Source organism: Polynucleobacter sp. MG-5-Ahmo-C2, assembly GCF_018687735.1.
Classification (GTDB): domain Bacteria; phylum Pseudomonadota; class Gammaproteobacteria; order Burkholderiales; family Burkholderiaceae; genus Polynucleobacter.
On record NZ_CP061304.1, the window covers coordinates 1,360,876 to 1,386,946 of the forward strand.

At 45.9% G+C, this 26,071-nt stretch carries 31 protein-coding genes; 18 read left to right on the top strand and 13 right to left on the bottom strand.

The features are described from left to right. Positions 1-28: 28 nt before the first annotated feature. Entirely contained in the window at positions 29-799 is a 771-nt protein-coding gene (locus tag C2740_RS07010; protein WP_215292659.1) for a sulfurtransferase, read from the top strand. A gap of 9 nt (positions 800-808) precedes the next feature. On the opposite strand, the gene C2740_RS07015 is transcribed toward C2740_RS07010, so the two are convergent. Then, positions 809-1,111, bottom strand: coding sequence for an antibiotic biosynthesis monooxygenase (locus C2740_RS07015; protein ID WP_215292661.1), 303 nt, complete (start codon positions 1,109-1,111; stop codon positions 809-811). Positions 1,112-1,202: 91 nt separating this feature from the next. Between C2740_RS07015 and C2740_RS07020 the strand changes: the two genes are divergently transcribed. From C2740_RS07020 to C2740_RS07045, 6 genes are read left to right on the top strand one after another with little or no spacing between them, the layout of a single operon-like run. Beyond that, positions 1,203-2,204, top strand: coding sequence for a tripartite tricarboxylate transporter substrate binding protein (locus tag C2740_RS07020; protein ID WP_215292663.1), 1,002 nt, complete (start codon positions 1,203-1,205; stop codon positions 2,202-2,204). Between the two features lie 52 nt (positions 2,205-2,256). Then, complete coding sequence (locus tag C2740_RS07025) at positions 2,257-3,630, top strand: MmgE/PrpD family protein (RefSeq protein WP_215292665.1); 1,374 nt, start codon at positions 2,257-2,259, stop codon at positions 3,628-3,630. A 21-nt stretch (positions 3,631-3,651) separates the two neighbouring features. Beyond that, positions 3,652-4,626, top strand: a complete 975-nt coding sequence (locus C2740_RS07030; protein ID WP_215292666.1) for a D-2-hydroxyacid dehydrogenase family protein — start codon at positions 3,652-3,654, stop codon at positions 4,624-4,626. 15 nt (positions 4,627-4,641) lie between these two features. Further along, positions 4,642-5,181 carry a chromate transporter gene (locus C2740_RS07035; RefSeq protein WP_215292668.1) on the top strand — a complete coding sequence of 180 codons (540 nt, stop codon included), beginning with the start codon at positions 4,642-4,644 and terminating at the stop codon, positions 5,179-5,181. After that, positions 5,178-5,699, top strand: a complete 522-nt coding sequence (locus C2740_RS07040; RefSeq protein WP_251369617.1) for a chromate transporter — start codon at positions 5,178-5,180, stop codon at positions 5,697-5,699. The genes C2740_RS07035 and C2740_RS07040 overlap by 4 nt, the downstream gene beginning before the upstream one ends. Positions 5,700-5,719: 20 nt before the next feature. After that, on the top strand, positions 5,720-6,697 hold the full coding sequence (locus tag C2740_RS07045; RefSeq protein ID WP_215292670.1) for a tripartite tricarboxylate transporter substrate binding protein: 978 nt from the start codon (positions 5,720-5,722) through the stop codon (positions 6,695-6,697). 14 nt (positions 6,698-6,711) lie between these two features. Here the strand turns inward: C2740_RS07045 and crcB are convergent, their stop codons facing one another. From crcB to C2740_RS07065, 4 genes are read right to left on the bottom strand one after another with little or no spacing between them, the layout of a single operon-like run. After that, positions 6,712-7,089, bottom strand: a complete 378-nt coding sequence (gene crcB, locus C2740_RS07050) for a fluoride efflux transporter CrcB (protein ID WP_215292672.1) — start codon at positions 7,087-7,089, stop codon at positions 6,712-6,714. 9 nt (positions 7,090-7,098) lie between these two features. After that, positions 7,099-7,878 carry a 4,5-DOPA dioxygenase extradiol gene (gene ygiD, locus C2740_RS07055; RefSeq protein WP_215292674.1) on the bottom strand — a complete coding sequence of 260 codons (780 nt, stop codon included), beginning with the start codon at positions 7,876-7,878 and terminating at the stop codon, positions 7,099-7,101. 9 nt (positions 7,879-7,887) lie between these two features. Beyond that, positions 7,888-8,025, bottom strand: a complete 138-nt coding sequence (locus tag C2740_RS07060; protein ID WP_169709848.1) for a hypothetical protein — start codon at positions 8,023-8,025, stop codon at positions 7,888-7,890. A 44-nt stretch (positions 8,026-8,069) separates the two neighbouring features. Further along, positions 8,070-8,237 (bottom strand): hypothetical protein, encoded by a 168-nt coding sequence (locus C2740_RS07065; protein ID WP_215292676.1) that lies wholly within the window; start codon positions 8,235-8,237, stop codon positions 8,070-8,072. Between the two features lie 28 nt (positions 8,238-8,265). Between C2740_RS07065 and C2740_RS07070 the strand changes: the two genes are divergently transcribed. Both C2740_RS07070 and C2740_RS07075 read left to right on the top strand, forming a co-directional pair. Continuing rightward, positions 8,266-8,928, top strand: coding sequence for a site-2 protease family protein (locus tag C2740_RS07070; protein ID WP_215292678.1), 663 nt, complete (start codon positions 8,266-8,268; stop codon positions 8,926-8,928). A gap of 106 nt (positions 8,929-9,034) precedes the next feature. Then, entirely contained in the window at positions 9,035-9,487 is a 453-nt protein-coding gene (locus C2740_RS07075) for a cytochrome c (RefSeq protein ID WP_215292680.1), read from the top strand. 14 nt (positions 9,488-9,501) lie between these two features. On the opposite strand, the gene C2740_RS07080 is transcribed toward C2740_RS07075, so the two are convergent. Continuing rightward, the gene (locus tag C2740_RS07080; protein WP_215292682.1) at positions 9,502-10,182 is read right to left on the bottom strand and encodes a cytochrome b/b6 domain-containing protein; all 681 of its coding nucleotides are present in this window, start codon (positions 10,180-10,182) and stop codon (positions 9,502-9,504) included. A 29-nt stretch (positions 10,183-10,211) separates the two neighbouring features. Continuing rightward, a complete protein-coding gene (locus C2740_RS07085; RefSeq protein WP_215292684.1) occupies positions 10,212-11,153 on the bottom strand; it encodes a 3-hydroxyacyl-CoA dehydrogenase family protein in 942 nt (313 codons plus the stop codon). Positions 11,154-11,285: 132 nt separating this feature from the next. Here C2740_RS07085 and C2740_RS07090 point away from each other — a divergent pair, with 132 nt between their 5' ends. The 4 genes from C2740_RS07090 to C2740_RS07105 all read left to right on the top strand — a co-directional run bounded on the left by C2740_RS07090 (position 11,286) and on the right by C2740_RS07105 (position 16,179). Then, a complete protein-coding gene (locus C2740_RS07090; protein WP_251369618.1) occupies positions 11,286-12,167 on the top strand; it encodes a 2-hydroxyacid dehydrogenase in 882 nt (293 codons plus the stop codon). Positions 12,168-12,179: 12 nt separating this feature from the next. Then, positions 12,180-13,106: a dihydrodipicolinate synthase family protein gene (locus C2740_RS07095; protein WP_215292687.1), complete on the top strand. Its 927-nt coding sequence runs from the start codon at positions 12,180-12,182 to the stop codon at positions 13,104-13,106. A gap of 33 nt (positions 13,107-13,139) precedes the next feature. Continuing rightward, a complete protein-coding gene (locus C2740_RS07100; protein WP_215292689.1) occupies positions 13,140-14,090 on the top strand; it encodes a TAXI family TRAP transporter solute-binding subunit in 951 nt (316 codons plus the stop codon). 76 nt (positions 14,091-14,166) lie between these two features. After that, on the top strand, positions 14,167-16,179 hold the full coding sequence (locus tag C2740_RS07105) for a TRAP transporter fused permease subunit (protein WP_215292691.1): 2,013 nt from the start codon (positions 14,167-14,169) through the stop codon (positions 16,177-16,179). 84 nt (positions 16,180-16,263) lie between these two features. Here the strand turns inward: C2740_RS07105 and C2740_RS07110 are convergent, their stop codons facing one another. Next, the gene (locus C2740_RS07110; protein ID WP_215292692.1) at positions 16,264-17,397 is read right to left on the bottom strand and encodes a mandelate racemase/muconate lactonizing enzyme family protein; all 1,134 of its coding nucleotides are present in this window, start codon (positions 17,395-17,397) and stop codon (positions 16,264-16,266) included. A 106-nt stretch (positions 17,398-17,503) separates the two neighbouring features. On the opposite strand from C2740_RS07110, the gene C2740_RS07115 reads away from it, so the two are divergent. Next, positions 17,504-18,430 (top strand): 3-hydroxyacyl-CoA dehydrogenase NAD-binding domain-containing protein, encoded by a 927-nt coding sequence (locus C2740_RS07115; RefSeq protein WP_215292694.1) that lies wholly within the window; start codon positions 17,504-17,506, stop codon positions 18,428-18,430. 65 nt (positions 18,431-18,495) lie between these two features. After that, positions 18,496-19,914 (top strand): M23 family metallopeptidase, encoded by a 1,419-nt coding sequence (locus C2740_RS07120; RefSeq protein WP_251369619.1) that lies wholly within the window; start codon positions 18,496-18,498, stop codon positions 19,912-19,914. A 62-nt stretch (positions 19,915-19,976) separates the two neighbouring features. Here the strand turns inward: C2740_RS07120 and C2740_RS07125 are convergent, their stop codons facing one another. Beyond that, a complete protein-coding gene (locus tag C2740_RS07125; protein ID WP_215292696.1) occupies positions 19,977-20,417 on the bottom strand; it encodes a universal stress protein in 441 nt (146 codons plus the stop codon). An 88-nt stretch (positions 20,418-20,505) separates the two neighbouring features. On the opposite strand from C2740_RS07125, the gene C2740_RS07130 reads away from it, so the two are divergent. Together C2740_RS07130 and C2740_RS07135 are read left to right on the top strand one after the other, a co-directional pair. Next, positions 20,506-20,907 (top strand): DUF2177 family protein, encoded by a 402-nt coding sequence (locus C2740_RS07130; protein ID WP_215292698.1) that lies wholly within the window; start codon positions 20,506-20,508, stop codon positions 20,905-20,907. A 23-nt stretch (positions 20,908-20,930) separates the two neighbouring features. Next, positions 20,931-22,559 carry a SulP family inorganic anion transporter gene (locus C2740_RS07135; protein ID WP_215292700.1) on the top strand — a complete coding sequence of 543 codons (1,629 nt, stop codon included), beginning with the start codon at positions 20,931-20,933 and terminating at the stop codon, positions 22,557-22,559. Between the two features lie 8 nt (positions 22,560-22,567). Here the strand turns inward: C2740_RS07135 and C2740_RS07140 are convergent, their stop codons facing one another. After that, positions 22,568-23,287: a sulfite exporter TauE/SafE family protein gene (locus C2740_RS07140; RefSeq protein ID WP_215292701.1), complete on the bottom strand. Its 720-nt coding sequence runs from the start codon at positions 23,285-23,287 to the stop codon at positions 22,568-22,570. Between the two features lie 74 nt (positions 23,288-23,361). Between C2740_RS07140 and C2740_RS07145 the strand changes: the two genes are divergently transcribed. Then, positions 23,362-24,129, top strand: coding sequence for a helix-turn-helix domain-containing protein (locus tag C2740_RS07145; RefSeq protein WP_215292703.1), 768 nt, complete (start codon positions 23,362-23,364; stop codon positions 24,127-24,129). Here C2740_RS07145 and C2740_RS07150 read toward each other — a convergent pair. From C2740_RS07150 to ccoG, 3 genes are read right to left on the bottom strand one after another with little or no spacing between them, the layout of a single operon-like run. Continuing rightward, complete coding sequence (locus C2740_RS07150; RefSeq protein ID WP_215292705.1) at positions 24,126-24,386, bottom strand: hypothetical protein; 261 nt, start codon at positions 24,384-24,386, stop codon at positions 24,126-24,128. The genes C2740_RS07145 and C2740_RS07150 overlap by 4 nt on opposite strands. Further along, positions 24,383-24,586, bottom strand: coding sequence for a FixH family protein (locus C2740_RS07155; protein ID WP_215292707.1), 204 nt, complete (start codon positions 24,584-24,586; stop codon positions 24,383-24,385). The genes C2740_RS07150 and C2740_RS07155 overlap by 4 nt, the downstream gene beginning before the upstream one ends. Before the next feature lie 26 nt (positions 24,587-24,612). Continuing rightward, complete coding sequence (gene ccoG, locus C2740_RS07160) at positions 24,613-26,070, bottom strand: cytochrome c oxidase accessory protein CcoG (protein WP_215292709.1); 1,458 nt, start codon at positions 26,068-26,070, stop codon at positions 24,613-24,615. Position 26,071: the final 1 nt, after the last annotated feature.

Genomic DNA, 26,071 nt, shown 5'->3' on the forward strand with positions numbered 1-26,071 from the left:
ATGGCAGGGGAGCTTGAAGAGAGAGAAAATGAAGTCGATTTTGAACATTGCCGCATATTTATTTGTCAGCCTTGATGGGCTGCCAGACTTACGCGCCAAAATGCTGAACGAATGCAATACCCGAGAACTAAAAGGCACCATTTTGCTCACTGGCGAGGGCATCAATATGTTCCTGGCTGGCAAAGAGACAGCATTGCGTGGCTTTCTGGATTGGTTGCGTGAAGACTCTCGCTTTAAACCTCTCCAAGCAAAAGAAAGCTGGTCAGAAGAACAGCCTTTCAAGAAGATGTTGATCAAGCTAAAAAATGAAATCATTCGCATGAACCACCCTGCTATTCGTCCCGAAGAAGGTCGTGCAAACTTCATTACACCCAAGAAGTTACAAGAGTGGCTGGATCGCGGTACCGATGATTTAGGTCGACCAGTGGTCATGGTCGATACCCGCAATGCTTTTGAAGTTGACTATGGCACCTTTGAGAATGCCCTGCACTTTAATATTGAAAAGTTCACAGAATTTCCACAGGCAATTACCGCACATAAAGACGCGCTTGCAGATAAAACTTTGGTGAGCTTTTGCACTGGCGGCATTCGCTGCGAAAAATCAGGCCTCTACATGCGCGAGATTGGTATGCAACATAGCTACCAATTAGAAGGTGGCATTCTCAAATATTTTGAGGAAGTTGGTTCCGCACACTACAAAGGCAGTTGCTTTGTGTTTGATGAACGCGAAGCCCTTGAACCAAGCCTTGACTCCATTCCAATCGAGCACTCGATCAGAAAAAAGCTCAAGGCTGGTTGATAGCTTCAACTAAGCAGACTTCGCAACCAAAGTCATATGCTCAACATGGGGCGGCTTTACGAAGAAGGGTCCAACAATGGCACGCCAGTCTGCGAAGGCTGCAGAACCCCGAAAATCGACCGTATGGTTCTCTAGGGTGTCCCAGTAAATCAACAATAGATAGCGAGCCGGCGTCTCCAAGCTATGGTTAACCTTGTAACCCTGAAACCCTTTCGCCTTGGAAATGACGGTCTCAACCCCCCGCACAATAGCCTCCTCGAAGTCTTTCTGCTTAGATGGGTCAATTTCTAGATCGCAATGCTCCAAAATCATAAGGTCTCCTGAGTCAAAATAGATTGGTCATCAATAGTAAACTTACTACATTAGATTGTATTGATACATCACAATAAACCGGACTTGAGACATGTCTACAGCTATTAATCGGCCAATGCCGATTTTTTTATCCAGCCTTATCGCCACTTTTGGTTTAGCGATTAGTATCAGCGCCCATGCGCAAAATACCACTTCGGTATACCCCGTCAAGCCGATCAAGTTGATTGCACCTGTCGCAGCTGGTGGTGGATTAGACAATATTGCTAGAGCAGTTGCAGAGAAGCTGTCGCGCTCACTTAGCCAAACAGTCGTAGTAGAAAATATGGGCGGTGGCGGTGGAACCATTGCATCCCAAGCTATCGCTAAAGCGCCAGCCGATGGTTATACCCTAATGATTGCTTATGTAGGCACTCATGGCACTAATCCTGCGGTTCGCAAACTTCCTTACGACGCCATCAAAGACTTCACACCGATTGGCATGATCGGCGCAACACCAAATGTCTTGATTATTAATCCAGAATTACCCATTAAGAACTTTAAAGAGTTTGTGGAGTATGCAAAGAAGAATCCTGCAAAATTGAGTTATGGTTCCGCAGGTCCTGGAACCCTGACCCATCTTGGCATGGAGCAATTGAAATTAGCTGCTGGAATTTTTATGGTGCATGTGCCATACCGTGGTGTAGGTCCTGCATATACTGATTTATTAGCTGGTCAGACTCAAGCCATGCTCCCCACTCTATTTGCAGCCTTACCATATATCAATACTAATCGGGTCCGCGGACTAGCGATTACGGGCGCCAAACGAAGTTCTGCAGCACCGACTATTCCGACATTTAAAGAGTTAGGCTATAGCGGTTTTGATGGTCAGCAATGGTACGGCTTAGTTGGCCCTGCCAACCTACCACCAGCAATCGTGAGCAAATTAAATGCAGAGCTTAATCAAGTGCTTGCCTTGCCTGACTTCTCAGAAAAAATGACGAGCGAGGCAATGACACTAATGCCAATGACTCCAACTCAATTTACCAGCTACATTAAAGACGATATCGCGCGCTGGGCCAAAGTTGCCAAAGATCGCCATATTGAAATTGACTAATTCCATCCAGACGCAATTAATCTAACCGCTTTTACTATTTACAGGAAATCCTATGTCTCACGCTATTGCTGCTGCAGCTGATCTGAATGCGCCACCCGTTACTCAAATTCTGGCGGATTTTGTAACATCTCATCCCAGTCATGGATGGACGCCTGAAGTGGATCATGAAGCACACCGCACTTTCTTAAACTGGCTAGGCTGTGCAATTGGTGCTGCCAACCATGAGAGCGTGGAATCTTCATTAGCAGCCATTCGAGAATTTCAACCCGCACCGCAAGCCAGCATTCTGGGGCGTAAGGACAAGGTTGACATGGGTGGTGCCGCGCTGATTAACGGCATCAGCTCACACACTTTCGACTTTGATGACACTCACCTCAAGACCGTAATTCATCCTGCAGGCCCAGTAGCATCTGCAATCCTAGCCTTAGGCGAACACACCCATGCTAATGGGCGCCAAATAATTGACTCACTCATATTGGGTATTGATGTTGCGTGCCGCGTTGGTAATGCCATGTATCCAGATCACTATCACCGTGGTTGGCACATTACAGGCTCTACTGGTATGTTGGGTTCTGCAGCAGCATGCTCACGTCTCATAGGGTTGGATGTTCAAAAAACAACTATGGCGCTTGGTATCGCAGCATCTCAACCCGTTGGTATGCGCGAACAATTCGGCACTATGACTAAGCCATTTCATCCGGGTGGTGCTGCACGTGCAGGCCAACTCTCTGCACTCTTAGCCAAGCATGGCTTTACCGCAAGCCCAAAAGCACTTGAGGCAGGTCGCGGTTATATGCAAACCGTCTCCACCAAATGTGACTGGTCAGAAATCGATCGCGCCCTAGGTAAATCATTTGAGATTTCTTTAAATACATACAAACCTTTTGCTTGCGGCATTGTGATTCATCCCGCAATTGATGCCTGCGCTCAATTACGTGCACAAGGCGTCAAGGCTGAAGATGTAGAGCGTATTGAATTACGTGCCCACCCCCTCGTATTAGAGTTGACGGGCAAGAAAACACCTAAGGATGGTCTCGAAGGTAAGTTCAGTGTCTATCATGGTTGTGCTGTTGGTTTGATCTTTGGTCAAGCCGGTGAAGGCGAGTACGCTGACGAAATTGTGAATCGCCCTGATGTTGTAGCCTTGCGTGCTAAGGTCAACGCAACCACAGATACATCGATCAGCGAGGCCTCCGTTGATGTCAAAGCATTCCTGAAGAATGGTAAAGAAGTGCACATCTTCGTAAAGAATGCGATTGGCTCAGTCGAAAACCCAATGACAGATGCTCATTTAGAGCAAAAGTTCACCAGCCTTACCGAACCGGTAATTGGTGCAGAAAAAACTCGTCAGCTTATTGCTGCGCTCTGGAACTTAGGTCAAGCATCTGACCTCAAACAAATTCTGAGCCTTTGCACTCCAGACTAATTTAGTAGAAAGTATTTATCTATGGCTTCATTACCAAACATCGTCATTCTTGGAGATTACGAACGTGCGCTGCGTCGTTTTTCTAACTGGGATAAGTTAGAAAAGCATGCAAAGTTAACGATTCATCACGATCCTTTGCGCGATGAGGCTTTGTATGAAGCCGTTAAAGATGCCGATGCTATTGCTATCGTGCGCGATCGCTCGCCTTTTAATGAAGCAATGATTGCGCGCTTACCCAAGCTCAAATTTTTGATGTTTACTGGTGAGCGCAATGGCACGCTTGAAGCAGCAGCCCTGGTACAGCGCAATATTCCGATGGCTTGCACCCCGGGTGGCCCCTCTAAAGAAACCACTGCAGAACTCACTTGGGCCCTGATTTTAGGCGCCTCAAAACGCCTCATTGAACAAAATACACTGATCGCCTCTGGCGGTTGGCGGGATCAACTCTCAGTTCTTCCAATGCTCTCTGGTGAGCGATTGGGTGTGATGGGTCTGGGCGCCATTGGTAGTCGCGTGGCTCGTGTGGGTGCAGCGTTTGGCATGGAAGTAGTTACCTGGAGTCCACGAATGACGCCGGAACGCGCTGCTACCGAGAATGCAAAATCCGTTAGCCTCGAAGAGTTGCTTAAAACCTCTAAAGTCGTCACTATGCACCTGGTTGCAGGCCCAGGAACCAAAGGATTAATCAGCGCAGATCAATTAGCCCTTATGCGTCCTGATGCTATTTTGGTTAACACCTCACGCTCAGCTCTCATCAATATGACGGACTTACAAAAGGCCTTAGGCGCAGGAAGGCCAGGACAAGCAGCCGTCGATGTATTTGATGTCGAACCACTGCCTGAGAAAGATGTCTTGCGCAATATGCCGAACTTATTGGTCACCCCGCACCTTGGTTTCATTGCCGAACCAATTTTTTCCGCCTTCTCTAAAGGTATTACAGAGACTTTAGAAGCATGGCTAGAGCAAAAGCCAGTACCACACCCGTTTCAGCCTTAGTAAATCTCGGTAATTTTGAAAACACTTACTCCAAGGCAACTCTTCATTGGGTTTAGCAAGATTGGTATATCTGGCTTTGGAGGCGTTCTTCCTTGGGCACGTCGTACGATTGTCGAGCAGGAAAAGTGGCTTAGCGCAGAAGAATTTAATGCCATGCTCGGTGTCTCTCAAATTGTTCCAGGACCAAATATCGTTAATCTTGCGGTTTGTGTAGGTAGCCGCTTCGCCGGAGTGGCCGGAGCATTCTCATCGGTGCTGGGTCTCATGTTATGCCCGAGTGCAATCGTAATATTGCTAGGCATGCTGTATGAACACTACAGCTATTTACCAGCCGTGCAAGGGATGTTGCGCGGAATCTCAGCTGTCGGCGTTGGCTTAATTGCTGGCACGGGATTGAAGATGATGCGCAATGAATTTAGTTTTCCGCCGATGCTATTGGTGGTGGCGATTACCGTAGTTGCAGCCGGTTACTTTCAACTGAATTTGGGATGGGTGGTATTGATCGCCTCGCCCCTCGCCATTTTTCTAGCCTGGAAAAAGGCAAGTCAAGCATGAGTGCGCTGATTAGCTTATTTCTCAAGCTCTCCGCATTTTCAGCATTGGCTTTTGGTGGTATCAATGCTCTCTTGCCAGCGCTTTATGAGCTCTCAGTCAATCAAGAACATTGGCTAAATACACAAACTTTTGCAGATTTCTTTGCGATTGCGCAAGCGGCGCCCGGACCGAACTTAATGACAGTCACCTTAATTGGGTGGCACGTCAGCGGTGTCATTGGAGCAATCGTAGCTTCAATTGCGATCTGCTGGCCCTCCTCAATCATGATTTACTTTTTGCAAGGCTACATTAATAACTTACGCAATCCCATCACCAAGAAAACCGTGCAATTTGCTGCCAGCGCATTAGCGGTTGGATTGGTATTAGGCTCCGCATGGGATATCTCTCAGCGCATTAATCACAGTGCAGCTGCTTTTGCATTAACAGCAGCATCTATTGCTGTAGTAGTGTTCACCCGCTGGCATCCTCTCTATCTCATCGCAATTGGTGGGACACTTGGCGTCTTAGGATTTATTTAAATCTGCATTGGAGAAAAGATATGCGATTCATTCAAAAACTTTCTATTTGTGTATTTAGTCTTAGCACCACTTTCTCCTCAATCGCCTTTTCACAAAGCACCTATCCAAATAAACCAATTAATTTCATTGTGCCTTATGGTGCTGGCGGCAGCGCAGACTCACGTAGTCGTCAGATTGCTCAAAAACTGAGTGTGCTACTCAAACAACCAATTGTGGTTGATAACAAACCTGGTGCTGGCGGCAATATCGGCACAGAATTTATTGCACGTGCTGCTCCGGATGGCTACACCATTGGGATGGGCAACTTTGCACCGATGGCAGTCAATAAAACATTGTTCGGCAATTTGCGCTATGACCCAGAAATTGATTTAAGCCCGATCATCTTGATTGAAAAAGGACCTCTAGTATTAGTGGTCAACCCAAACTCACCCTATAAAACGATTAACGATATTGTGGCAGCTGCAAAAGCGAAACCTGGTGTACTGACGTTCTCATCAGGAGGAATTGGTGGTAGCCACCAACTATCTGCCGAACTCTTTGAACTCAATGCTGGCATCAACATGATTCATGTGCCCTACAAGAGCGGCTCTGCCGCGCTGACCGATCTCATGGCTGGCAATGTCGACCTCATGTTTGATCAAATGTACTCAGCAGTACCCAGTATTAAGGCCGATAAAATTCGACCTCTTGCGATTACCAGTAAAAAACGTTCACCCCTACTACCAAACGTTCCCAGTTTTGCAGAGCTAGGCTATCCTAAAGTTGAGGTTCTCAATTGGCAGGGATTGATTGCGCCCAAGGGAACGCCTAAAGCGATTATTGATCGATTGAATGCCGCAGCGAATGAAGCACTTAAAGATCCAGCTTTGCGCGAGCTCATGCTCTCTCAAGGAAATGAAATTGGCGGAGGTAGTCCCGCAGAATTTGCTGCGCTCATTAAATCTGAATCTGCAAAATGGAGTGCTGTTGTTAGAACGGCCAATATGAAGCCTGAGTAAATTAGCCTGATTACTTACTTCAGAGCTTGATAAGTCAGGATGCCCAAGAAGGTTAGAGTTAGTGAGCCAATCAGGTGAAGTAAGGCTGTGCCCAAGGCCCAAGTAACTTCGCCACGCTGCATCAGGCTAACCACTTCAGCAGAAAAACTAGAAAAAGTGGTTAAGCCCCCAAGGAAACCGGTAATCACAAAAAGCTTCCACTCAGGAGAGAGGTTTGGATTATTTCCAAAAAAGGTGATGGCAATACCAATCAGGTACCCACCAACGAGATTGGAAAGCAAGGTTCCCAAAGGAATGATTGAAGCGCTTCCTACAGTTAAGAAATTAAACCCTGCTCTTAAGAGGGCACCCAAACCTGCACCGCAGAAAATTGCAAAAATGGATGGCCACATAATCAGTATTTATTGAATTGAAAAACCCAGCATGCTAATTGAACTCATCTCAATGCCGTTTGTGTAAACTTTGGCATGCTCTCCCTCTTCTTGTAAAGCTAAAGTGTAGAGAGCGGGCCAGTAATGTTCTGCCGTAGGAATGGACATCTGGGCAGCCTCACCAAACTTTTCCCAGTCAATGAGAGGTTCATGCTGATTAGCAGCCATCTGCGCAATAAAGAAATCATTAAAGTCTTCTGCCCAGGAATAAGGCTCAGCATCTTCTTGCCAATGAATTGTGCGTAAGTTGTGAACTACGTTGCCACTAGAAAGAATCAGAATATTTTCATCGCGCAAAGGGCGCAATTGCTTGGCTAACTCATAGTGCTCACGGGCTGACTTGGAGCCATCTAGACTCAATTGCACCACTGGCACATCCGCATGGGGATACATATATTTCAGGACCGACCAGGCTCCATGATCTATTCCCCACTCGTTTTCTTCCATCACGATGGGAACATTCAGCAACTCTTGAATACGATCTGCTAAAGCAGGACTACCGGGTGCTGGATACTGAATTGCAAAAAGCGCTTCCGGAAAGCCACCAAAATCATGAATGGTTTTTGGTTTTGGCATAGCGGTAACCCATACACCTCGGGTTACCCAGTGGGCTGAGATGACCAAAATTGCGTCTGGACGCTTTAAGGATTTACCGAGAGCAGTCCATGCCGCTGTAAAGCGGTTGGGCTGTATGGCGTACATCGGACTGCCATGGCCAGCAAATACTGCAGGTTGGCGATGGCTAGACATTAATACTGGTTAACCGAATACGTAACCAGTATGAGCAGCAACTAATGCAAACAAAATAGCCAAGCTAGTAGCTGCGGCCAACATTACAACCAAAGTAATGATCTTTTTATTGATTTCTTCTTTAGATTCGTTATGCCATTCGTTCATGCTAAATCCTCTGTAATTACATTAATTAGTGGGGTAATTATCCACTATCGCCCGCGACCAGCCTTGCGCATCATGCCTTTTCCGCCCCCAAAGCCTGCCTGAGGCCTTCCCGCTGGGCCGGATGGGCCTTTAGGTACTGGTGGACGTGCTGGCGGCTTAGCAAGGACAGGCTTTGCCGGGTTTTTTGGGTCAGGTTTCTTATCGTCAGTCACTTTTAGCTCCTATGGATATCATATTGCCATGATTACTGACTATTCTATCCAAGCCGTCGCCATTAATGCGATTCCCCTCATTTTTGCCATCACCATCCATGAAGCGGCCCATGGTTACGCCGCCCGGAAATTTGGGGACAACACAGCTTACATGCTGGGCAGAGTGAGTCTTAACCCCGCCAAACATATAGACCCGGTTGGGACCATCCTGATTCCCTTGGTGTTGATCCTGACTGGATCCCCTTTTTTAGTGGGGTATGCCAAGCCGGTGCCGGTCAACTTCGGACGATTAAGAAATCCCAGAATTGACTCTATTTGGGTCGCCCTAGCTGGCCCTGGATCCAATTTTATTCAAGCACTCATTTGGGCGATATTGCTGATTTTGCTGCTGGGCTTCGGAATTAATGAACGATTTTTAATCTCCATGTCCCAAGCAGGCATTCTCTGGAATCTAGGATTATTGGTTTTCAACCTCTTCCCACTTCCACCTCTCGATGGCGGCCGCATACTTTCTAGCCTACTTCCAGCACGCCAATCCATTGCGCTTGGCAAATTAGAGCCCTGGGGCTTTTTTATTGTGCTCGCGCTAGTTTTCACCGGAATCATCGGCAGTCTGTGGATGGATCCCCTAATAGCCCTCTTTAAGTCGGTAATCTACTTTCTAACTATTCCATTGCAGATGCTCTTCTAATTTGGCGGTCAAACCAAAGTCATCATTCTGGAGTATGCTAATTATTCAATGTCTGCAATGTCTGATTATGAAGAAATCCTTACTCACCAATCATTAGAGGTTTGATATGAAATTACAAAAGATTGTTTTAGCAACTACAGCAACAGTCCTCGCGATAAGTGCAGGTTTTGCTTTTGCGCAATTCCAAAAACCTGAAGATGCCATTAAATATCGTCAGAGCGCGTTTACCGTGATGGCCAACTCCTTCGGAAAAATTGGCGCAGTGGTAAAAGGTGAGGCGCCCTACAACAAAGATGAAGTGGCTAAGAATGCCGCTATCGTTACAACCCTTTCAACATTGCCATGGCAAGCATTTGGTCCTGGCACTGAAGGCGGCAAAGCACAAGCTGAAGTTTGGTCAGATAACGCCAAGTTCAAAGCAGCCTCAGAGAAGATGCAATTGGCAGTAGTGGATTTAAATAAAGCCGCTCAATCAGGCGATCTGGAAAGCATTAAGAAAGCCTTTGGTGCCGCAGGTGCGACATGTAAAGGTTGTCACGATGATTTCAAGAAAAAATAATGCTGGAAATGGTCTTACTTGGTGATCAAGTAACCCACTACTACCGCAATTAAGCTTAAGAGCACTAAAGCTAAACCCCGTTGCAAAGCTCCATCTTTGGATGCGCGGCCCAGGTCAGAAGGCAAATATCTTGCCTCCTCGCTTGGGTCGATTTCTTTATCGCCACTGATCATTGGCTTGATGAGATCTTCACCTTTGAATTTCTGGTAATAAATGATGGCAGCAATATGAATGGCAATGAAGGTATAGATCAGAACTGAATTGCTCTCGTGAATCTCAGAGAGGATAGAAACAAGTGAGTTCGATACATATTTTGCTAATGGCCCTTGGAAGGCAACCTCATCATCGACAAATAATCCCGTAAAGACCTGCACACTTAAAACAATCATTAAGGCAAATACGGATAGCGCACCTAAGGGGTTGTGTCCTAAAACGCGTGGCGCTTTACCTTGAAGGTAACTGAATATCTTTTCGCGACTAGGCAAAAAGGATGCGAAGCGTGCATGCGTAGAGCCTATAAATCCCCAGATAATTCGGAAGATTAATAATGTTAATACGGTATATCCAAAATACGCATGCCACTCAATTGCATTACCGCCAAGATTCACACTAATTAAGCTTCCGCTGATGCACAACACCAATAACCAGTGAAATACACGGACTGGCAAATCCCAAACACGAATGATTTTCTTCATGTCCCTAGGATACGGCATAAAAATTAGATTTATTTGATCTGAGGCAAGTCTTTTTGGATAATTTTCAATCCTGCACGAAGCGCCTCTTGATAACGCTCACGCTCAGCCTTGATTGTTTCTGCAGTCCATGGAAAAAATCCTTCGCCTGTTTTCATGCCGAACTTACCACTGGCTACACGGTCACTCAAGCACTTAGCAATATTGGGTGAGTTATTAAGGCTTGGATAGATTTTGGTGCCTCCAGCAGCATGCACCTCAAGCCCTGCATGGTCCCGTTGCATTGCTGGCCCCGCTGCAATATAGCGAAAGCCAAAACCAAAACGCACTGCTTTATCAATATCTTCAAGACTACAAATACCTTCGTCGACCATTGAAAAAGCTTCTCTAGACAAAGCATGCTGCAAGCGATTTGCCAAAAATCCTGGTAAATCTTTTTTCACCGTGACCGGCACCATCCCGCATGCAGTCATCAATCTTGACAAACTATCGCCCACCATTGGAGAAGTCTTTGCTCCATAAACTACCTCTACACATGGCACCAAATGAGCGGGCATAAAAAAATGCAGACCGATCATGCGTGCTGCAGTTTTTAATCCTTCCGCAATTTCACTAATGGGATAGCTGGTGCTATTGCTTGCCAATACCGCCTCAGGCTTTGCATATTTTTCTAGCTTTGCGAATAACTCCCGCTTGATATCTAAACGCTCCGGCACGCACTCAATTACCAAATCAATATCAGACCAGTCCACTTCTTCAAGGGAGCCTGCAACGCTCAATAAGTGAATGCGACTTTCATAAGCAAGCTCAGTCATAGTATTGACAAAATAATCCGGCAATAGGGCTCGGCGCTCTGTAGTGGGCTCGACTACCTGGACCGCACAGCCGCCTCGAGCGCAGACCGCAGCAACGTCCGCACCCATCGTGCCGCCACCGACAATCACTACTTTGGTTTCAGCAGGGGTAAACAACATTACATATTCTCCTAAAGGGGCAGACTTTTCATTGAAAATCCACATACAATGAAGCCATTATTCCAATAAAAAATATAGTGAGACATGATCCCCGTCAATTCGGTGCTACAGGTAGGCCATTTCCCTGAACTAATGCAGTCGGAAATTAATCGACGCTTTAGCCCCACATTCCATCCAGATCCTCAAGCCCCAGCACCAGCTGGTAACTTTGAGGCTATTTTGATTCGATCCAACACTAAGCTGCCTGAAGCCTTAGTCAAGCAGATCCCCAGTATCCGCATGGTTGCCACCTGCGGGGTTGGCTATGACAACCTACCTCTGGCCTACCTTAAAGAGCAAGGCATCAAAGCCACCAATACTCCCGGCGTTCTCAATGATGCAGTCTGCGAACTGGCTATTGGCATGATGCTTGGACTACTTCGCAAAATCCCAGAATCTCAGGAGTTTGTTAAGAGCGGTGCTTGGTCAAAGGCGCCCTTTAAGCTATCAACTACTCTAGCCGGAAAGCGTGTGGGCATTGCTGGCATGGGTCGTATTGGGCAAGATTTAGCAAAACGTCTAGAGCCTTTTAGGGTCGAGATTGCCTATAGTGGCCCAAGCCAAAAACAAGTACCGTACATCTACCATCGAGATGTCAAAGATTTAGCCCAGAATTGCGATGTTCTATTTTTGGCCTGCCCCGCCACCCCAGATACCGACAGGATGGTCAATGCAGCGGTTTTAGAGGCATTGGGCCCCACCGGCTTTTTAATCAACATCGCCCGTGGCAGTGTGGTTCATGAAGATGCTCTTTTAGATGCACTGCAACATAAAAAGATTGCTGGCGCGGCCCTGGATGTTTTCGAGAATGAACCAAACCCCAACACAGCCTTCCTAAATCTTGATAATGTTTTGCTAACGCCGCATATTGGTAGCGCCACCACAGAAACACGGATAGCCATGACCAATCTAGCCGTAGATAATTTAGAAGCCTTCTTTGCAAAACAACCCCTTCTCTCTGAAGTACATCATTAAAACGGAGTCAGCATGACCATTTCTTTACATCCTTCCACCTTGCCAGCAGTGTTATCACCAGTACTAACACCCTTCAAAGCAGACGGAGAACCGGATGAACAAAAATTACTAAAGCAGTGCAAATGGCTAGAAGCGAATGGCGTAGGTCAGGCGATCTTTGGCACAAACTCCGAAGCAAATTCCATGTCTGCTCCACAAAAAATGCATGCCTTGACCGCCTTAATTGAGGGCGGATTAAATCCAGGGCACATGATGCCTGGCACTGGTGCAACCTCCATTCATGCCACCGTCAATATGACTACTCACGCAGTGAACCATAAGTGCGCTGGCGTATTAATGCTGCCACCTTTCTATTACAAAGATGTCACTGACGATGGTTTGTTTGCTTATTTTTCTGAGGTAATTCAGAAGGTTGGCAGCTCTGCTCTTCAGGTCTATATCTACAACATTCCGCCAGTAACCAAAATCAACCTAAGTCTTTCCTTGCTAGAACGCTTGGCTAAAGAGTATCCAAAAACGATTGTGGGTATGAAAGATAGCTCCGGAGATTGGGCTTATACAGAATCCGTCATTAAGATGTTGGCGCCCTCTGGCTTCCGCGTTTATGCTGGTAGCGAAGTATTCTTAATGCGTGCACTGCGTGCTGGTGGCGTAGGCTGCATTTCTGCCACCGCAAACATCAATCCAAAAGCAATCGCTGAATTAGCCGCACATTGGAGAGAGTCCGACGCGGATGAGCGCCAAGCAGGTTTAGATCAAGTACGCGGTATTTTTGCAAAGTACCAAATGATTGCTGGCATGAAAACAGCAGTAGCCCATTACAGCAAAGATCCTGAGTGGTTAAGGGTGCGCCCACCACTAATGCAATTGAGCGCAGATCAACAGGTGCAATTATTAAGTGAGCTCAAAGCAATCAATTTCAGCATGCCAGGCCTTTAATTAAACTGATTACATAATCATTAGGAGATAACCATGAAACTACTTAAAGTGATTCTGCTTTCCCTCAGCTTTTTATGGGCAAGCGCCCAAGCACAAAATATTTCTATTGCAACTGGTGGAACTGGTGGCGTTTATTACCCAATGGGTGGCGGACTTGCTGCTGTTCTCTCTAGCAAAGTTCCCGGGATGTCCGCTACCGCTGAAGTTACCGGCGGATCTGTAGACAATTTAAAGCTAGTGGGTACTGGCAAACCTTATGTTGGTTTTGCCATGGCTGATGCAGCAAAAGATGCTCAAACTGGCGTCGATAAGTTTAAAGAAAAGCCGGTTGAAGTTCGCACTCTGCTGATACTTTATCCCAACCTCATGCACGTTGCCACGGTTGAATCCACAGGCATTAAGACCATGAGCGACCTCAAAGGCAAACGTGTTAGTACAGGTGCCCCAGGGAGTGCAACTGAAGTGATGGCATTTCGTCTACTAGAGGCAGCAGGCCTTGATCCCAGCAAAGATGTTAAACGTGAGCGTTTGAGTGTTGCAGAGTCTGTCAATGCTGTAAAAGACCGTAAGATTGATGCATTCTTCTGGGTTGGTGGCTTGCCTACAGCAGCTGTTACTGATTTGGCTAATAGCCCAGGCATGAAAATCGTCATGATTGATACTGCTGCAGAGGTGCCTGCCATGAATAAAAAATATGGCAATTTGTATTTCCCATCCCTGATCACCAAACAGACTTATAGCGGCATGACCAAAGATAATAATGTTGCTGCTGTTGCAAACCTATTAGTTGTCAATGCCTCTATGTCAGATGCAGAAGCTTATAAGATTGTGAAAGCAATTTTTGACAACCAACTAGAGTTGGTTCGCTCACATTCAGAATACAGAAACGTCAAGTTGGAAGCTCAAAAAGCCAATGCAACACCGGTTGCTTATCATCCTGGTGCTCTAAAGTACTTCAAGGAAAAAGGCATCAAAGTAAACTAAGTGACATCGGGGTGAGTTAATCTCACCCCTTCTGCTTTAATGCAGTACATAAATATAAATATATACAGGCTGAGACATGAATCAAAACGTGATTGACAATGAAACCCAAGAAAAACTAGATGCCTTCATCAAGCAGGAAGAAGGCGACTCTAATGACTACAAAGGACTTCTCGCCAAGTTCATTACCTTGGTTGCGGTTGGCATGTCTTTATTTCATTTGTATGCAGCCTACTCCATTGTGCCAACACAACAATTGCGCGTCATACACGTTGCTCTAGTCTTGTTTTTAGTGTTTCTTAGTTTTCCTATATCAGCACGGTTTAAAAATAAATTGATGTTTTGGGACGTTTTGTTTGCCATCGGATCAGTAGCAATTGCGTACTACATCTTAAGTGGTGGCGATGATTTCATGGACAGAAATACCGCCCCAAATTCAACCGACGTCATGATCGGCATTGGCCTTATCCTACTCATTCTTGAGAGCGTAAGAAGAACTAATGGCATGGTTTTAGTGACCGTCACGGTACTCTTCTTGCTCTATGCCCTCTTTGGTAATTACCTACCTGCGCCATGGACCCATAAAGGCTATGGACTAGATCGCTTGGTTGGTTATATGTATATGACTTTGGAAGGGATCTATGGCACTGCCGTCGATGTCTCTGCAACGCTAATTATTCTCTTCACCATCTTTGGCGCCTTCTTGCAATTTACTGGTGCAGGCAAATTCTTTATTGACTTCTCTTTTGCCGCCATGGGTGGCAAATCTTCAGGGGTAGGCAGAACAATTGTCTTATCTTCATTCCTCATGGGTGGCCCATCTGGTTCTGGCGTAGCAACTACCGTCACCGTAGGCTCAGTTGCTGCACCAATGCTCGATAAGGTTGGCTATGAAAAGAATGCTGCTGGTGGGCTATTGGCAGCAGGTGGTCTGGGCGCGATTATTTCACCGCCAGTGCTGGGAGCTGCTGCATTCTTAATTGCAGACTTTTTAAAGATCTCCTATTTAGACGTCTTGCTGATGGCAACCATCCCCACCATACTGTTCTATCTTGGCTTGTTCGTGATGGTGGAGATTGATGTTCGCAAATACGGCATGAAGAACATTCATTTTGAATCAGCAGAAAGCGCTTGGGAGCTTACCAAAAAGTACTGGTTCCACTTCTTCTCACTGATTTCCATTGTGGTATTCATGATGTTTGGCTTCTCGCCTGTAATGTCTGTTTTCTGGGCAACGGTAGTGTCAGCCTTCTCTAGCATGCTGCGTGAAGATACTGCGATCATCCCTTGGGCCTGGTTTAAGGGTAAGGAGCCTATACTTTCAGGACTCTATAACTCCAATCTTACTAAAGCTCTTTCTTCAGGATCTACTGGTGTTTTGGCTATTGCTGCAACCTGCGCAGGCGCGGGCTTAATTGTTGGCACCGTCACACTCACTGGTCTTGGATTGAAGTTCAGCTCAATTGTGATTCAGTATGCAGGTGGCTCACTCCTGCTCACAGCCATCTTTACCGCCTTAATTGTTTGGATTGTGGGTCTTGCAGTTCCGGTGACGGCCTCATACATCATTTGCGCAGTGATTGCTGCACCAGCTTTAATCAATTTAGGTGTGCCAGATTTTGCAGCGCATATGTTTATCTTCTACTATGCCGTTCTCTCAGAGGTTTCTCCTCCAACAGCGCTCTCTCCATTTGCGGCAGCCGCAATTTGCAAGGGCAATCCATACAAAACAACTTTGCAAACCTGGAAATACGTAGCACCTGCAATTTTGGTGCCGTTTATGTTTGTCCTGGATAAGTCTGGAGTGAGCTTGCTTTTAATGGGGTCCAGTAGCGCTTTAGAACAAGCAGATTGGCTGCAGATTGCTTGGATCTCCTTTACAGCAGTGGTAGGCATCATCTGCTTGGCTGGCGGTCTTCAAGGCTGGTTCATTGAGAAAACCAAAATCTTTGAACGCATCATTATGGTTCTCTCTGGCGTTGCTTTAGCCTACCCCTCAACCGAGGCAGACCTTGTCGGCTTTATTGGATTTGGTCTCGTACTAATTACTCAATCTATGACTTATTTCAAGTTAAATCGAAAAGCCTCATAAAATGAATTAATCTCCTTAGCGAGATACCTACAATAAAGCCCGCATGTGCGGGCTTTATTGTTTTATAAACTTGCACTGATTTGCTTAGACAATCTTGGTCCAAGCAGCCTTACCAGCATATTTTTTGACTGCTGCTTCATCGAACTCAAATCCTAACCCTGGTGTTTGATGCAAAATCAAATCGCCGTTCTTAAAGGTCAATTGTTTGTTAATCAATCTACGGAAATTTAGGACCTGATCATCTAAGAAAAACTCCACAAAACGGGCATTTGGCGTAGCGGCAACCAATGGCGCATGCAGATCATGCATCCAATGAGGGCAAACAATAACCCCCTTCAAATCCGCATAAGCAGAAATCCTGCGCCACTCTGTAATACCGCCACATACGGCAGCATCAGATTGCAGAATTGCTGCTCCACCTGCATCAATTAACTCTCTAAAGCGCCAGCGTCCTGCCTCCATCTCGCCAGTCGCAACGTTAATCTTCGTTAAGCGGGCCAGGGCAGCATGCAAATCAATCGCATCCGGTGAAAATGGCTCTTCGATCCAGTAAGGGTTATAGGCTTCAAAACGACGCATATACTCTAGTGCAGTTGGTAAGTCACGCCAGGCATTGTTGGCATCTAGAGTCAACAAAATATCATCGCCAATGGCCTTGCGGGCCGCCGCAACGCGAGCCTCTTCTTCGGCTGGTGATAAACGACCTACCTTCATCTTGACCGCCTTAAATCCCTGTTTGACGTAAGACTCCATTTCCTTACCAAGTTTGGCAGGCGTTTTACCTTCAAGGTAATAGCCGCCACTTGCATATGCCGGAACGCGATCATCCACAACAGAGCCAAGGTATTGATGCAAAGGAAGATCAACAGAACGTGCATTCAGATCCCAAATCGCGGTATCCAAAATAGAGATACCTCGCATGACTGCGCCAGCGCGCCCCTGCAAAATGGATTCGTTATACATATCCATCCACAAGCCTTCACTGCGATGGCTATTCTGCCCAATGAGTTTTGGCGCTAAGAGTTGCTCTACTGCAATTTTGGCAATATCTCCACCAGCGCTGCCAACATAGCAAAAGCCAATGCCTTCATGACCATTCTTGCTGCGAACTTTTACTAAGCAGTAATGACGCTCGGAAACTGTCCGGGTGGAAAACGAAGTTACTTTATCTAAAGGTACAGCAACTGAAGCAACCTGAACGGATTCAATTATTGGCATCGGGATTCCTTATTTCAAAAAATGATTGTATCGATAAATTAAATGCTAGTCATGGGTCTGAATAGGGAATAATTCAGGTATTAAACAATCAAATAGTGGGTGAACTATGGGACAAGTTGTTGTATTGGGGACTGGCACGATGGGCATAGGCATAGCCGCAGGATTTTTAGCCTACGGAACAAACACTGTCATTCTTGGGCGCACTCAAGAGAAAGCCGAAAAGTGCTTTGAAGCAATCAACGCTTGCGCCACCTCAATTGATCCTCAATGGGAGAAGCTTGGGGCAAGCTTGCAGGCTGGCAGTATTTCCGAGTGGGGCAACTGGGAAGGGACTGATTTAGTCATTGAAACTATTTCTGAGCGGCTGGATCTTAAAAAAGAGATCTTTACCGACCTCGATCAGCGCGTACCACCTCATATTCCGATTGGAAGCAATAGCTCAGGCTTTCCGATTAGCGATATCGCTGGAGACCTCAAGACCGCTCATCGCATGCTCAACACTCACTACTTCATGCCTGCCCATATTGTCCCTTTGGTAGAAATTGTTTTGGGGAAACATTCTGATCCAGAGATAGCCAATCAAGTTTGCGATCTCTATCGCGCCCACGGCAAAAAACCCGTATTAGTCAAGAAAGATATCCCGGGATTCTTGGCCAATCGTATTCAGCATGCCTTGATGCGTGAGGCCCTTTCCTTAGTGGAAGAGGGAATTGCAACACCTGGCGACATCGATACTGCAGTGCGTTATAGCTTTGGCTTTCGCTATGCCGCTGTTGGTCCAATGACGCAAAAAGAAATTTCTGGATGGGAAGGAATGACCCTAGCTGCGGAGCTAATATACCCCTCTCTATCAAACATCACCAAGCCGCCGCCCTGTGTTACTGACTTAGTTAAAAATGGCAAAACTGGCATCAATAAAGGTGAAGGTTTTCGAAGTTGGAGCGCTGAGGAGGCGGCAGTCGTCAAAAAGAATTACGAGGAGCGCCTCAAAGCTGCATTTGCTGTGCTGAAGATCGCCCCCGATCAAGACTAGGTTGAATTTGCTGCACTATAACACCAATATCAGAGTGTCTGCTCATATTATTAGATAATTACGGGGTGAATAAAAAAGCGACTTACAGCTCACTCTTGTCGAGAGGAGCCCTCATTCTGACTGGATATATCTGTTTTAGCCTGCTAACCGGGTTGGTATCTACGGCCAAAGCCCAATCAAACCAAGCTCGTAACAAAGTCATTGTTCAAAATACCAAGCCAGTTGGCTTTAAAGATAATGCGGCCAGAGGCTCCTCAAAGACGAATAGTCTTAATCCCGCCCTCTTTCAGCGCAAAGACCCCAGCGAAGTAGATCTTGATAGCGCCAGCAATCTAGACTACCGAGTTATTCAGGGTTGCCTGCGACGTAACTTCAACGAAGATAATTTACCCGCCAGTATCGGCATTGATAACCGTCAGTTTTCAGAGTTCTTTAAAACTCAAACTAAAACATTCTTTGATCGCATGCGCGGAGATTGCATTCCTTATGCAGCTGCATTTGGTAGTCGCAATCGCTTTGACTCCCTAAGCATCATGAATGGCCCCATTCAGGACAACAAGACAGAGGTGTGGACATTTACACCATCTGCATTTGGTGGCTTCTTAATTCAACAAGACTATCTCAGAAATGAATCTAAAAATCTCACTGAAATTCGGATCCCATTGCGAGATGTTTTATACGATCCTCGCAAGGTCGGGGACAAACTGCCAGTCGAATTGGTTTGGGAATTAAATTCCCTCATCAAACAGATCTATCCCGAAGAAAATAACTCACTCGAAAATACCAATAGCGTAGTCCGCTTAATTATTGACTTTGGCGATCGTGAGCGATGGGCTCAAATTTGGGCCGCTGAAATTATTGACCCAGCAAATAAAGAAGTGTTTGCAAGCGCTTACTGGGTAGATCGCACTGACATACCAGGGGGATTCTTTACCGGCGGCGGCGAATCTTTAGAGCGCTCATTCTGGACTAATCCACTCAGTTATCGGCGTATTTCAAGGGGTGTTGGTAGTGTCCGCGCTTCGAGCAAACGCCCAAGTGCAAAAGCACCCACAGCTCAAGCAGCTCCTCCAAAGCAGCGCTACCGTACCCATATGGGCATTGACTATGCAGCCCCAATAGGCACGCCTGTCTTTAGCGTAGCCAATGGCAAGGTTGCTCATATTGGCTTTAGTGGCGCCTTTGGTAACTTAATTGTCTTGGAGCACCCTGGAAACTATCACACCTACTATGCTCACCTAAGTAACTACAACGTTGAATTAGAAGTAGGTAATGATGTGCGCCGTGGTTTGGAGATTGGTTATGTTGGGTCCACTGGAAGATCCACTGGCCCACACCTTCATTTTGAGCTTAGAAAAAATGGTGTGTATATCGATCCTTACGGATTAAAGACTCAACTAGATTTATGGTCTATGCGTGATAACGAGAGTGGTCAGCTAACAAGAGAAATTCTTTTGCTAGGCAGCCCCATCAAACACAACTGATGGCAAATAAAAATAGGGTCCACATGGACCCTATTTTTTCTAAAGATTTAATTTCTGAATAATTAACCAAGGACCAATACTGGTAACTTTGAGTGCACGATTACTTCATGGGTTTCGCTACCAAGCAAGATACCTTTGATGCCAGTTCGCTTATGTGAAGCCATCACAATAACATCAGCCTTTGCTTTTTTAGCGCCATCCAAAATACCTTCAGATAAATTGGTATTAGAGATATGCATTGTTTTTGCTTTAATACTTGATCCAAGTGCAGTGGCGGCTTTTTTAAACACATCCTTTGCGTAAGCATCACATACCTTCTGGTGATCTTTTTGGGTAATTCCATAACCCATAGTGCTATCGGAATAAATTGTTGGAGGCAGGGGATCGGAAACATACACCAAGGTCACAGCAGCGCCATCAGCCTTTGCAAGTTCAGCCACTTTCTTCAAAGATTTTTTGCTGACATCTGAGCCATCGACTGGCACCAATAAATGCTTAAACATATTGACTCCCTTTAAATTGAACTACTTAACTATACTTTCCATCATAATGCTTATTATTAGGCTATAACAGCTCAAAAGGGTAACTTAATTGCTCAAGTATTTCGCCATCTACTGCTCGTTCTTAATCACCTTAATTGCAATCGATTTAGTGTGGCTTTTAGGGATTGCTAAAAGCCTCTATCGACACGAGATGGGTGATTTAATGGCCAGCGAGCCTAAGCTAATTGCTGGCCTCGCCTTCTATCTACTCTATGCCTTGGGCGCCACTATTTTTGTCATCCTTCCGGCCCTCTCAAAACAGTCTTTGATATATGCACTGCAATATGGCGCTCTATTTGGTTTGTTTTGTTACATGACCTACGACCTCACTAATCTTGCTGTGATTAGAGACTTTCCAACACGACTAGCATTAATCGATATCGCTTGGGGAAGCTTTGTCACCGCAGTGTCGGCTGGTCTTGCCTACTGGATTGGCGATCGCCTTACCTAAATCGCCCATAGCGAAGATCTCTCATGTTCTTTCAACCTAAACTCTTCAACTCTTTCTCGGGTTACAACAAAACTCTATTTGCAAAAGATGTTCTAGCGGGGTTAACAGTAGGCATTGTCGCTCTACCACTGGCAATGGCTTTTGCTATCGCCAGTGGACTAAAACCCGAGGCCGGTATTTTTACCGCCATCATTGCTGGTGGACTCATCTCCTTACTCGGTGGTAGTCGAGTGCAGATCGGTGGCCCAGCAGGTGCATTCATTGTGATTGTGTATGGCATCGTTGAGCGCTATGGTGTATCCAACCTATTGCTCGCCACAGTAATGTCGGGTGTGTTTCTGATGTTGATGGGTGCTTTTCGCCTAGGAACGCTAGTGCGTTTTATTCCCATTGCTGTAATCATTGGTTTTACCAATGGCATTGCTTTTTTAATTGGCTTATCGCAAATCAAAGATTTCTTTGGCCTGAGTATCGAAAAAATGCCTGCACAATTTTTTCCGGCCATTCAAGCACTTTATCAAGCTGCCGAGACTTTTAACCCCATTGCAATCGCTGTTTCCTGTGGAAGTCTTGCTTTTATTATTTTCTGGAAGCTGTTTCAGAAACACTTTGGTCATTTGCGGCATATTCCAGGCACAGTAATTGCAATGGTGGCGGCAACCATTGTTACCACTCTATTGGATTTACCTATCGAGACAATTGGCAGTCGCTTTGGAGGCATCCCCTCTGGACTTCCACACTTTGAGTGGATTCCAATCGGTTGGGGTCATGCTCAATTTATGGTTGCACCAGCCCTCACGCTTGCCTTACTAGGCGCCATTGAGTCTCTACTTTGCGCGCGTATTGCCGATAACCTGATGCATGACCGACACGACTCCAATCAAGAGCTTATGGCGCAAGGGATTGCTAACGTAATCACTCCCTTCTTTGGTGGCATGCCTGCAACTGGAACAATTGCACGCACTGTGACCAATGTGGAAAGTGGCGCCAGCACTCCGATAGCCGGCATTGTTCACGCAATGACCTTACTCATCATTGTTTTATTTGCCGCCCCACTTGCAAAAGATATTCCTTTGGCCGGTCTAGCCGCAATCCTGATGTATGTTGCCTGGAATATGGGTGAGTGGAAAAAATTTGTTGATCTCAAACAATTTCGACTACCCTATCGCATCACGATCTTGAGTGTTTTTCTTTTAACAGTGATGATGGATTTGACTGTGGCGGTTGAAGTAGGGCTGCTATCAGCATTTATCACTTTTATTTATCGAATCTCCAGCCTTTCCCGCTGTGAAATTGCTGAAGCTAAAACTTTCCCGGCGCTAGAAAACCAGCAAGGACGTATTGACGCCTACCGGATCTACGGCGCAATCTTTTTTGGAGCGGTAAAGCTCTTAGAAAAGATCGAAGCAAATCTACCATCCCAGACTTTATTGCTCGACCTTAAGAATGTGATCTACGTCGACACATCGGGTATGGATACGATTTCTGAATTAGCCCATCTCTGTAAGGTGCGAAATATCCGCTTGATTATTTGCGGCCTAGACCACCAGCCCTATGAAATGGCAGAACGCAGTGGCTTCCTTGAGAAACTACCGGAGGGTAGTCTATACCCTGATCTGATTTCTGGAATAGAAGCGGCAATGCATTCGTAAATATTTATTTACGAAATACAGAAGCCGCCTTTTAATAAAGCTTCTGGCAAAACCCAAGCACGATATAAACCAAAACCTCCGGCAGTAAAGAGCAATGCAGCAGCCAGATAGCGTACCCAGACATGCTGCCCAAACTGCGTTAATGCTGCAGAAAATTTAGAGATGAGCAAAAGGTTAGGTAAGGTTCCCAAGCCAAATGCAAGCATCAGTGCTGCACCTGTTGTCACATCACCAGAGAGAAATGCAAGTGGCAAAACGCTATAGACCAGACCGCATGGAACTAAGCCCCAAAGCATGCCGCTAAACCAACGTGAAGGTCCGCTAGCCATTTGCCCTAAATACTTCGCCCAATAGCCTGCAATTTTGACACTCAGCCACTTACCGCCAAGTAGGCCTTCCGATTTACCCAAGCGCAAGAGACGCAAACCCATCCAAATTAAGATGAGTGAAGTAAAGGCAAATAAAGGTCGCTGAATTGGAATGATGTTTTGCTGCCAAACTACCACCCCCACCCAAGCAGCAATCGCCCCCAAAATGACATACGTTGTTACTCTCCCCAAATGCATGACTAGCTGGAGGTAAAAAAGCTCAGATTTTGGCCTTAAAGGGCTTTCTAAGGGGGCTGGTCGCTCAATGGCAGCTGCGATACCACCGCACATCAAAGCGCAATGCCAGCCGCTAACTAAAGCCCCTAGGAAGACTGCTAAAAGAAGGCTGCTGGTTAGCATTGGTTGAATAAAGAATAGGTGAAAGTGCTGATTTTCATACTTATAGAATAAACTGCTTGATAATTAGATCCAAGATGAATTACAAACCTACTGACTCCCCAACCAGCAAATGCTCAGTCTGCTTACTGGGTCAGTTTTGCCTTCCAGTGGGTCTTAGCAGTAGTGACGTCTCCAAAGTTGACACCCTAGTTAAAGAGCGCGTCCATCTTCAAAAAGGTGAAAGCCTCTATCGCCATGGCGACCCCTTAAGTTCAGTCTATAGCGTTCGCTTTGGAACGCTCAAAACTGAATACTGCCTGCAAGATGGTCGCCAACAAGTAATTGGCTTTCATCTTCCAGGTGAAATCTTAGGCCTAGATGGTATTGGTGATGGCCACTACCAATCAGATGCAATTGCATTGGAAGAGAGTGAAGTCTGCATCATTCGCTATGATGCCTTTGAAGACTTAGCCCGCCAGATTCCGGTGCTACAAAATCAGTTTCACAAGATCATGAGCCGCGAGCTAACTCAAGACCAACGCCATCTACTATCTCTTGGCACTATGCGTGCTGAAGAACGCTTAGCAGCATTCTTACTCAGCCTCTCACAACGCTTAGCGGCACGCGGTTACCTCAATAATGAATTTGATTTGCGCATGAGTCGCGTTGAGATTGGCAGCTATCTTGGCATCCAAATTGAAACTGTCAGTCGTATGCTCTCCCGCTTTGCAGAATCTGGCTTGATTCAGATTAAGCAACGTCATATTAAGTTAATTGATATGAATGGCCTATACGAATTGGCCGGCATTCCAAACCCTGATAGACAAGGCTGCCACACCGAAGTAGCAATCAAACAGGTTTAAAGTAAACCGCGGTCGATCCCCTTACTATCGGGCGCTTCAATACCCGGCAGAATATAAGCAGTTAAGGCGCTAGAAACTGCACAGAAAATCCAGATCGTAAAGAATCCAATCGTATAGATTCCTTCATCGGATATATCGGGATGATGGCCAAAAAATAATAAGTCTTGCGGATGAACTACTGTAAACAGTAAACCTTCTGCCATACCGGCTACCAAGAAAGATGGCCACAAGATCCAGATTAGTAGACGGTACTTCATTTGCCTGCCTGCACTTCTTTAAGTTGCTCTACCTTCAAGCCTTGTTTCTGCACGCCATCACGGAGTGGCTTATCAGCGTATAAATTTACTGCAAGCCAAATAGTGATGATGCAGCCAATCATAGCTACTGCTGGACCACTAATTAATAGCCAAGGCCACAACTGCTTCCACCAAGGCTTTATTGTTTGCTGTTCTGTCATATGCATCCTCTCCATTGCTTGCAAGCTTAACGGGGAATAATAAAAGTAGACTTCTCTTCGCGAGTTCTCGTTATTGCTTTATCGCCTGTGAGCTCTTGCGCTATTACATCAAAATGAATCGGGTAATTTCCTGAGTTATTTTGACCAATTGTGGTGCTAACTTTGATCGGAAGCAACTGGTTGCTAGCTGGATCTACATTAATCTCGGTAATCTCTTTGCCTTGCGAGTTCAAGATCCTTAAATCATCTAGGCCTGTTGCTTTTACTTGAACCTTCATTGGATGCTCGGAGGCATTCATGATCTGAATGCGATAAATATTTTCAATTCGCACACCCTCAACTTCACGAGCCAAAGCCCCACGATCGCGCATAACATCAACCCGTAATGGATTGCGAGTTGCCAAAGAAATCAAGAACGCTGAAGCGAGCACTGTAATAAACGCCGTATAGATCAACACCCTTGGGCGCAAGATATGCTTGATTGCACTCTGATTGGATTCTTGATCTTCAATTGCTCGCTCAGTCGTATAGCGTATTAATCCTTTTGGATAGTCTACTTTTTCCATCACCTGATTGCACGCATCGATACAGGCGCCACAACCAATACACATGTATTGCAAACCATCTCGAATATCAATGCCAGTTGGACAAACCTGCACACAAATACTGCAATCAACGCAATCGCCCAAGCCCATTGAGCCATGATCAGCAGATTTACTGCGACTACCTCTTGGCTCCCCACGCACCTTGTCGTAAGTAACCAAGAAAGTATCTTTATCTACCATCACACTTTGGAAGCGTGCATAAGGGCACATATATTTACAAACCTGCTCACGCATAAAGCCAGCATTACCCCAGGTTGCAAAGCCGTAGAAGCAGAGCCAGAAGGTTTGCCAAGGGCCCAAAGATACATGCAATAAGGCTGAGCCTAGAGTTTCAATTGGTGTGAAATAACCAATAAAAGTAAAGCCCGTCCAAAAGGCCACCAAGAGCCAAAGGAAATGCTTAGTGATCTTAAGCCGCCACTTACGAACACCCCAGGGCCACTCTTCACCATCCAAACGAATCCGTGCAAAGCGGTCGCCTTCAACTTTTCGCTCAATCCACATAAAGATTTCGGTATAGACCGTTTGCGGACAAGCGTAGCCACAGAATAGACGGCCAGCTACAGCGGTAAATAGAAATAAGGCTAATGCGGAAAGAATTAATAAGAGCGTCAGATAAATCACATCTTGAGGCCAGAGCACCAGCCCAAAGATATAAAACTTACGCTGAACTAAATCAAAGAGAACTGCTTGGCGATCATTCCAACTTAACCATGGCAAGCCATAAAATAACAGCTGCGTAGCAAATACTAGAATGAAACGCCAACGTGCAAACAGTCCTGTAACAGAACGTGGGTAAATCTTTCGCCGGACCTCATAAAGAGATTCCTCTATAACCTCTATCGGAATAGGTTTGCCACCCGGCGTATTGCTTGGCACT

Bases quoted from the DNA above. Each gene is read 5' to 3' on its own strand.
- C2740_RS07010 (WP_215292659.1), top strand. From the start codon at position 29: ATGAAGTCGATTTTGAACATTGCCGCATATTTATTTGTCAGCCTTGAT.
- C2740_RS07015 (WP_215292661.1), bottom strand. From the start codon at position 1,111: ATGATTTTGGAGCATTGCGATCTAGAAATTGACCCATCTAAGCAGAAA.
- C2740_RS07020 (WP_215292663.1), top strand. From the start codon at position 1,203: ATGTCTACAGCTATTAATCGGCCAATGCCGATTTTTTTATCCAGCCTT.
- C2740_RS07025 (WP_215292665.1), top strand. From the start codon at position 2,257: ATGTCTCACGCTATTGCTGCTGCAGCTGATCTGAATGCGCCACCCGTT.
- C2740_RS07030 (WP_215292666.1), top strand. From the start codon at position 3,652: ATGGCTTCATTACCAAACATCGTCATTCTTGGAGATTACGAACGTGCG.
- C2740_RS07040 (WP_251369617.1), top strand. From the start codon at position 5,178: ATGAGTGCGCTGATTAGCTTATTTCTCAAGCTCTCCGCATTTTCAGCA.
- C2740_RS07045 (WP_215292670.1), top strand. From the start codon at position 5,720: ATGCGATTCATTCAAAAACTTTCTATTTGTGTATTTAGTCTTAGCACC.
- crcB (WP_215292672.1), bottom strand. From the start codon at position 7,089: ATGTGGCCATCCATTTTTGCAATTTTCTGCGGTGCAGGTTTGGGTGCC.
- ygiD (WP_215292674.1), bottom strand. From the start codon at position 7,878: ATGTCTAGCCATCGCCAACCTGCAGTATTTGCTGGCCATGGCAGTCCG.
- C2740_RS07060 (WP_169709848.1), bottom strand. From the start codon at position 8,025: ATGAACGAATGGCATAACGAATCTAAAGAAGAAATCAATAAAAAGATC.
- C2740_RS07070 (WP_215292678.1), top strand. From the start codon at position 8,266: ATGATTACTGACTATTCTATCCAAGCCGTCGCCATTAATGCGATTCCC.
- C2740_RS07075 (WP_215292680.1), top strand. From the start codon at position 9,035: ATGAAATTACAAAAGATTGTTTTAGCAACTACAGCAACAGTCCTCGCG.
- C2740_RS07080 (WP_215292682.1), bottom strand. From the start codon at position 10,182: ATGAAGAAAATCATTCGTGTTTGGGATTTGCCAGTCCGTGTATTTCAC.
- C2740_RS07085 (WP_215292684.1), bottom strand. From the start codon at position 11,153: ATGTTGTTTACCCCTGCTGAAACCAAAGTAGTGATTGTCGGTGGCGGC.
- C2740_RS07090 (WP_251369618.1), top strand. From the start codon at position 11,286: ATGCAGTCGGAAATTAATCGACGCTTTAGCCCCACATTCCATCCAGAT.
- C2740_RS07095 (WP_215292687.1), top strand. From the start codon at position 12,180: ATGACCATTTCTTTACATCCTTCCACCTTGCCAGCAGTGTTATCACCA.
- C2740_RS07100 (WP_215292689.1), top strand. From the start codon at position 13,140: ATGAAACTACTTAAAGTGATTCTGCTTTCCCTCAGCTTTTTATGGGCA.
- C2740_RS07105 (WP_215292691.1), top strand. From the start codon at position 14,167: ATGAATCAAAACGTGATTGACAATGAAACCCAAGAAAAACTAGATGCC.
- C2740_RS07110 (WP_215292692.1), bottom strand. From the start codon at position 17,397: ATGCCAATAATTGAATCCGTTCAGGTTGCTTCAGTTGCTGTACCTTTA.
- C2740_RS07115 (WP_215292694.1), top strand. From the start codon at position 17,504: ATGGGACAAGTTGTTGTATTGGGGACTGGCACGATGGGCATAGGCATA.
- C2740_RS07125 (WP_215292696.1), bottom strand. From the start codon at position 20,417: ATGTTTAAGCATTTATTGGTGCCAGTCGATGGCTCAGATGTCAGCAAA.
- C2740_RS07135 (WP_215292700.1), top strand. From the start codon at position 20,931: ATGTTCTTTCAACCTAAACTCTTCAACTCTTTCTCGGGTTACAACAAA.
- C2740_RS07140 (WP_215292701.1), bottom strand. From the start codon at position 23,287: ATGCTAACCAGCAGCCTTCTTTTAGCAGTCTTCCTAGGGGCTTTAGTT.
- C2740_RS07145 (WP_215292703.1), top strand. From the start codon at position 23,362: ATGAATTACAAACCTACTGACTCCCCAACCAGCAAATGCTCAGTCTGC.
- C2740_RS07150 (WP_215292705.1), bottom strand. From the start codon at position 24,386: ATGAAGTACCGTCTACTAATCTGGATCTTGTGGCCATCTTTCTTGGTA.
- C2740_RS07155 (WP_215292707.1), bottom strand. From the start codon at position 24,586: ATGACAGAACAGCAAACAATAAAGCCTTGGTGGAAGCAGTTGTGGCCT.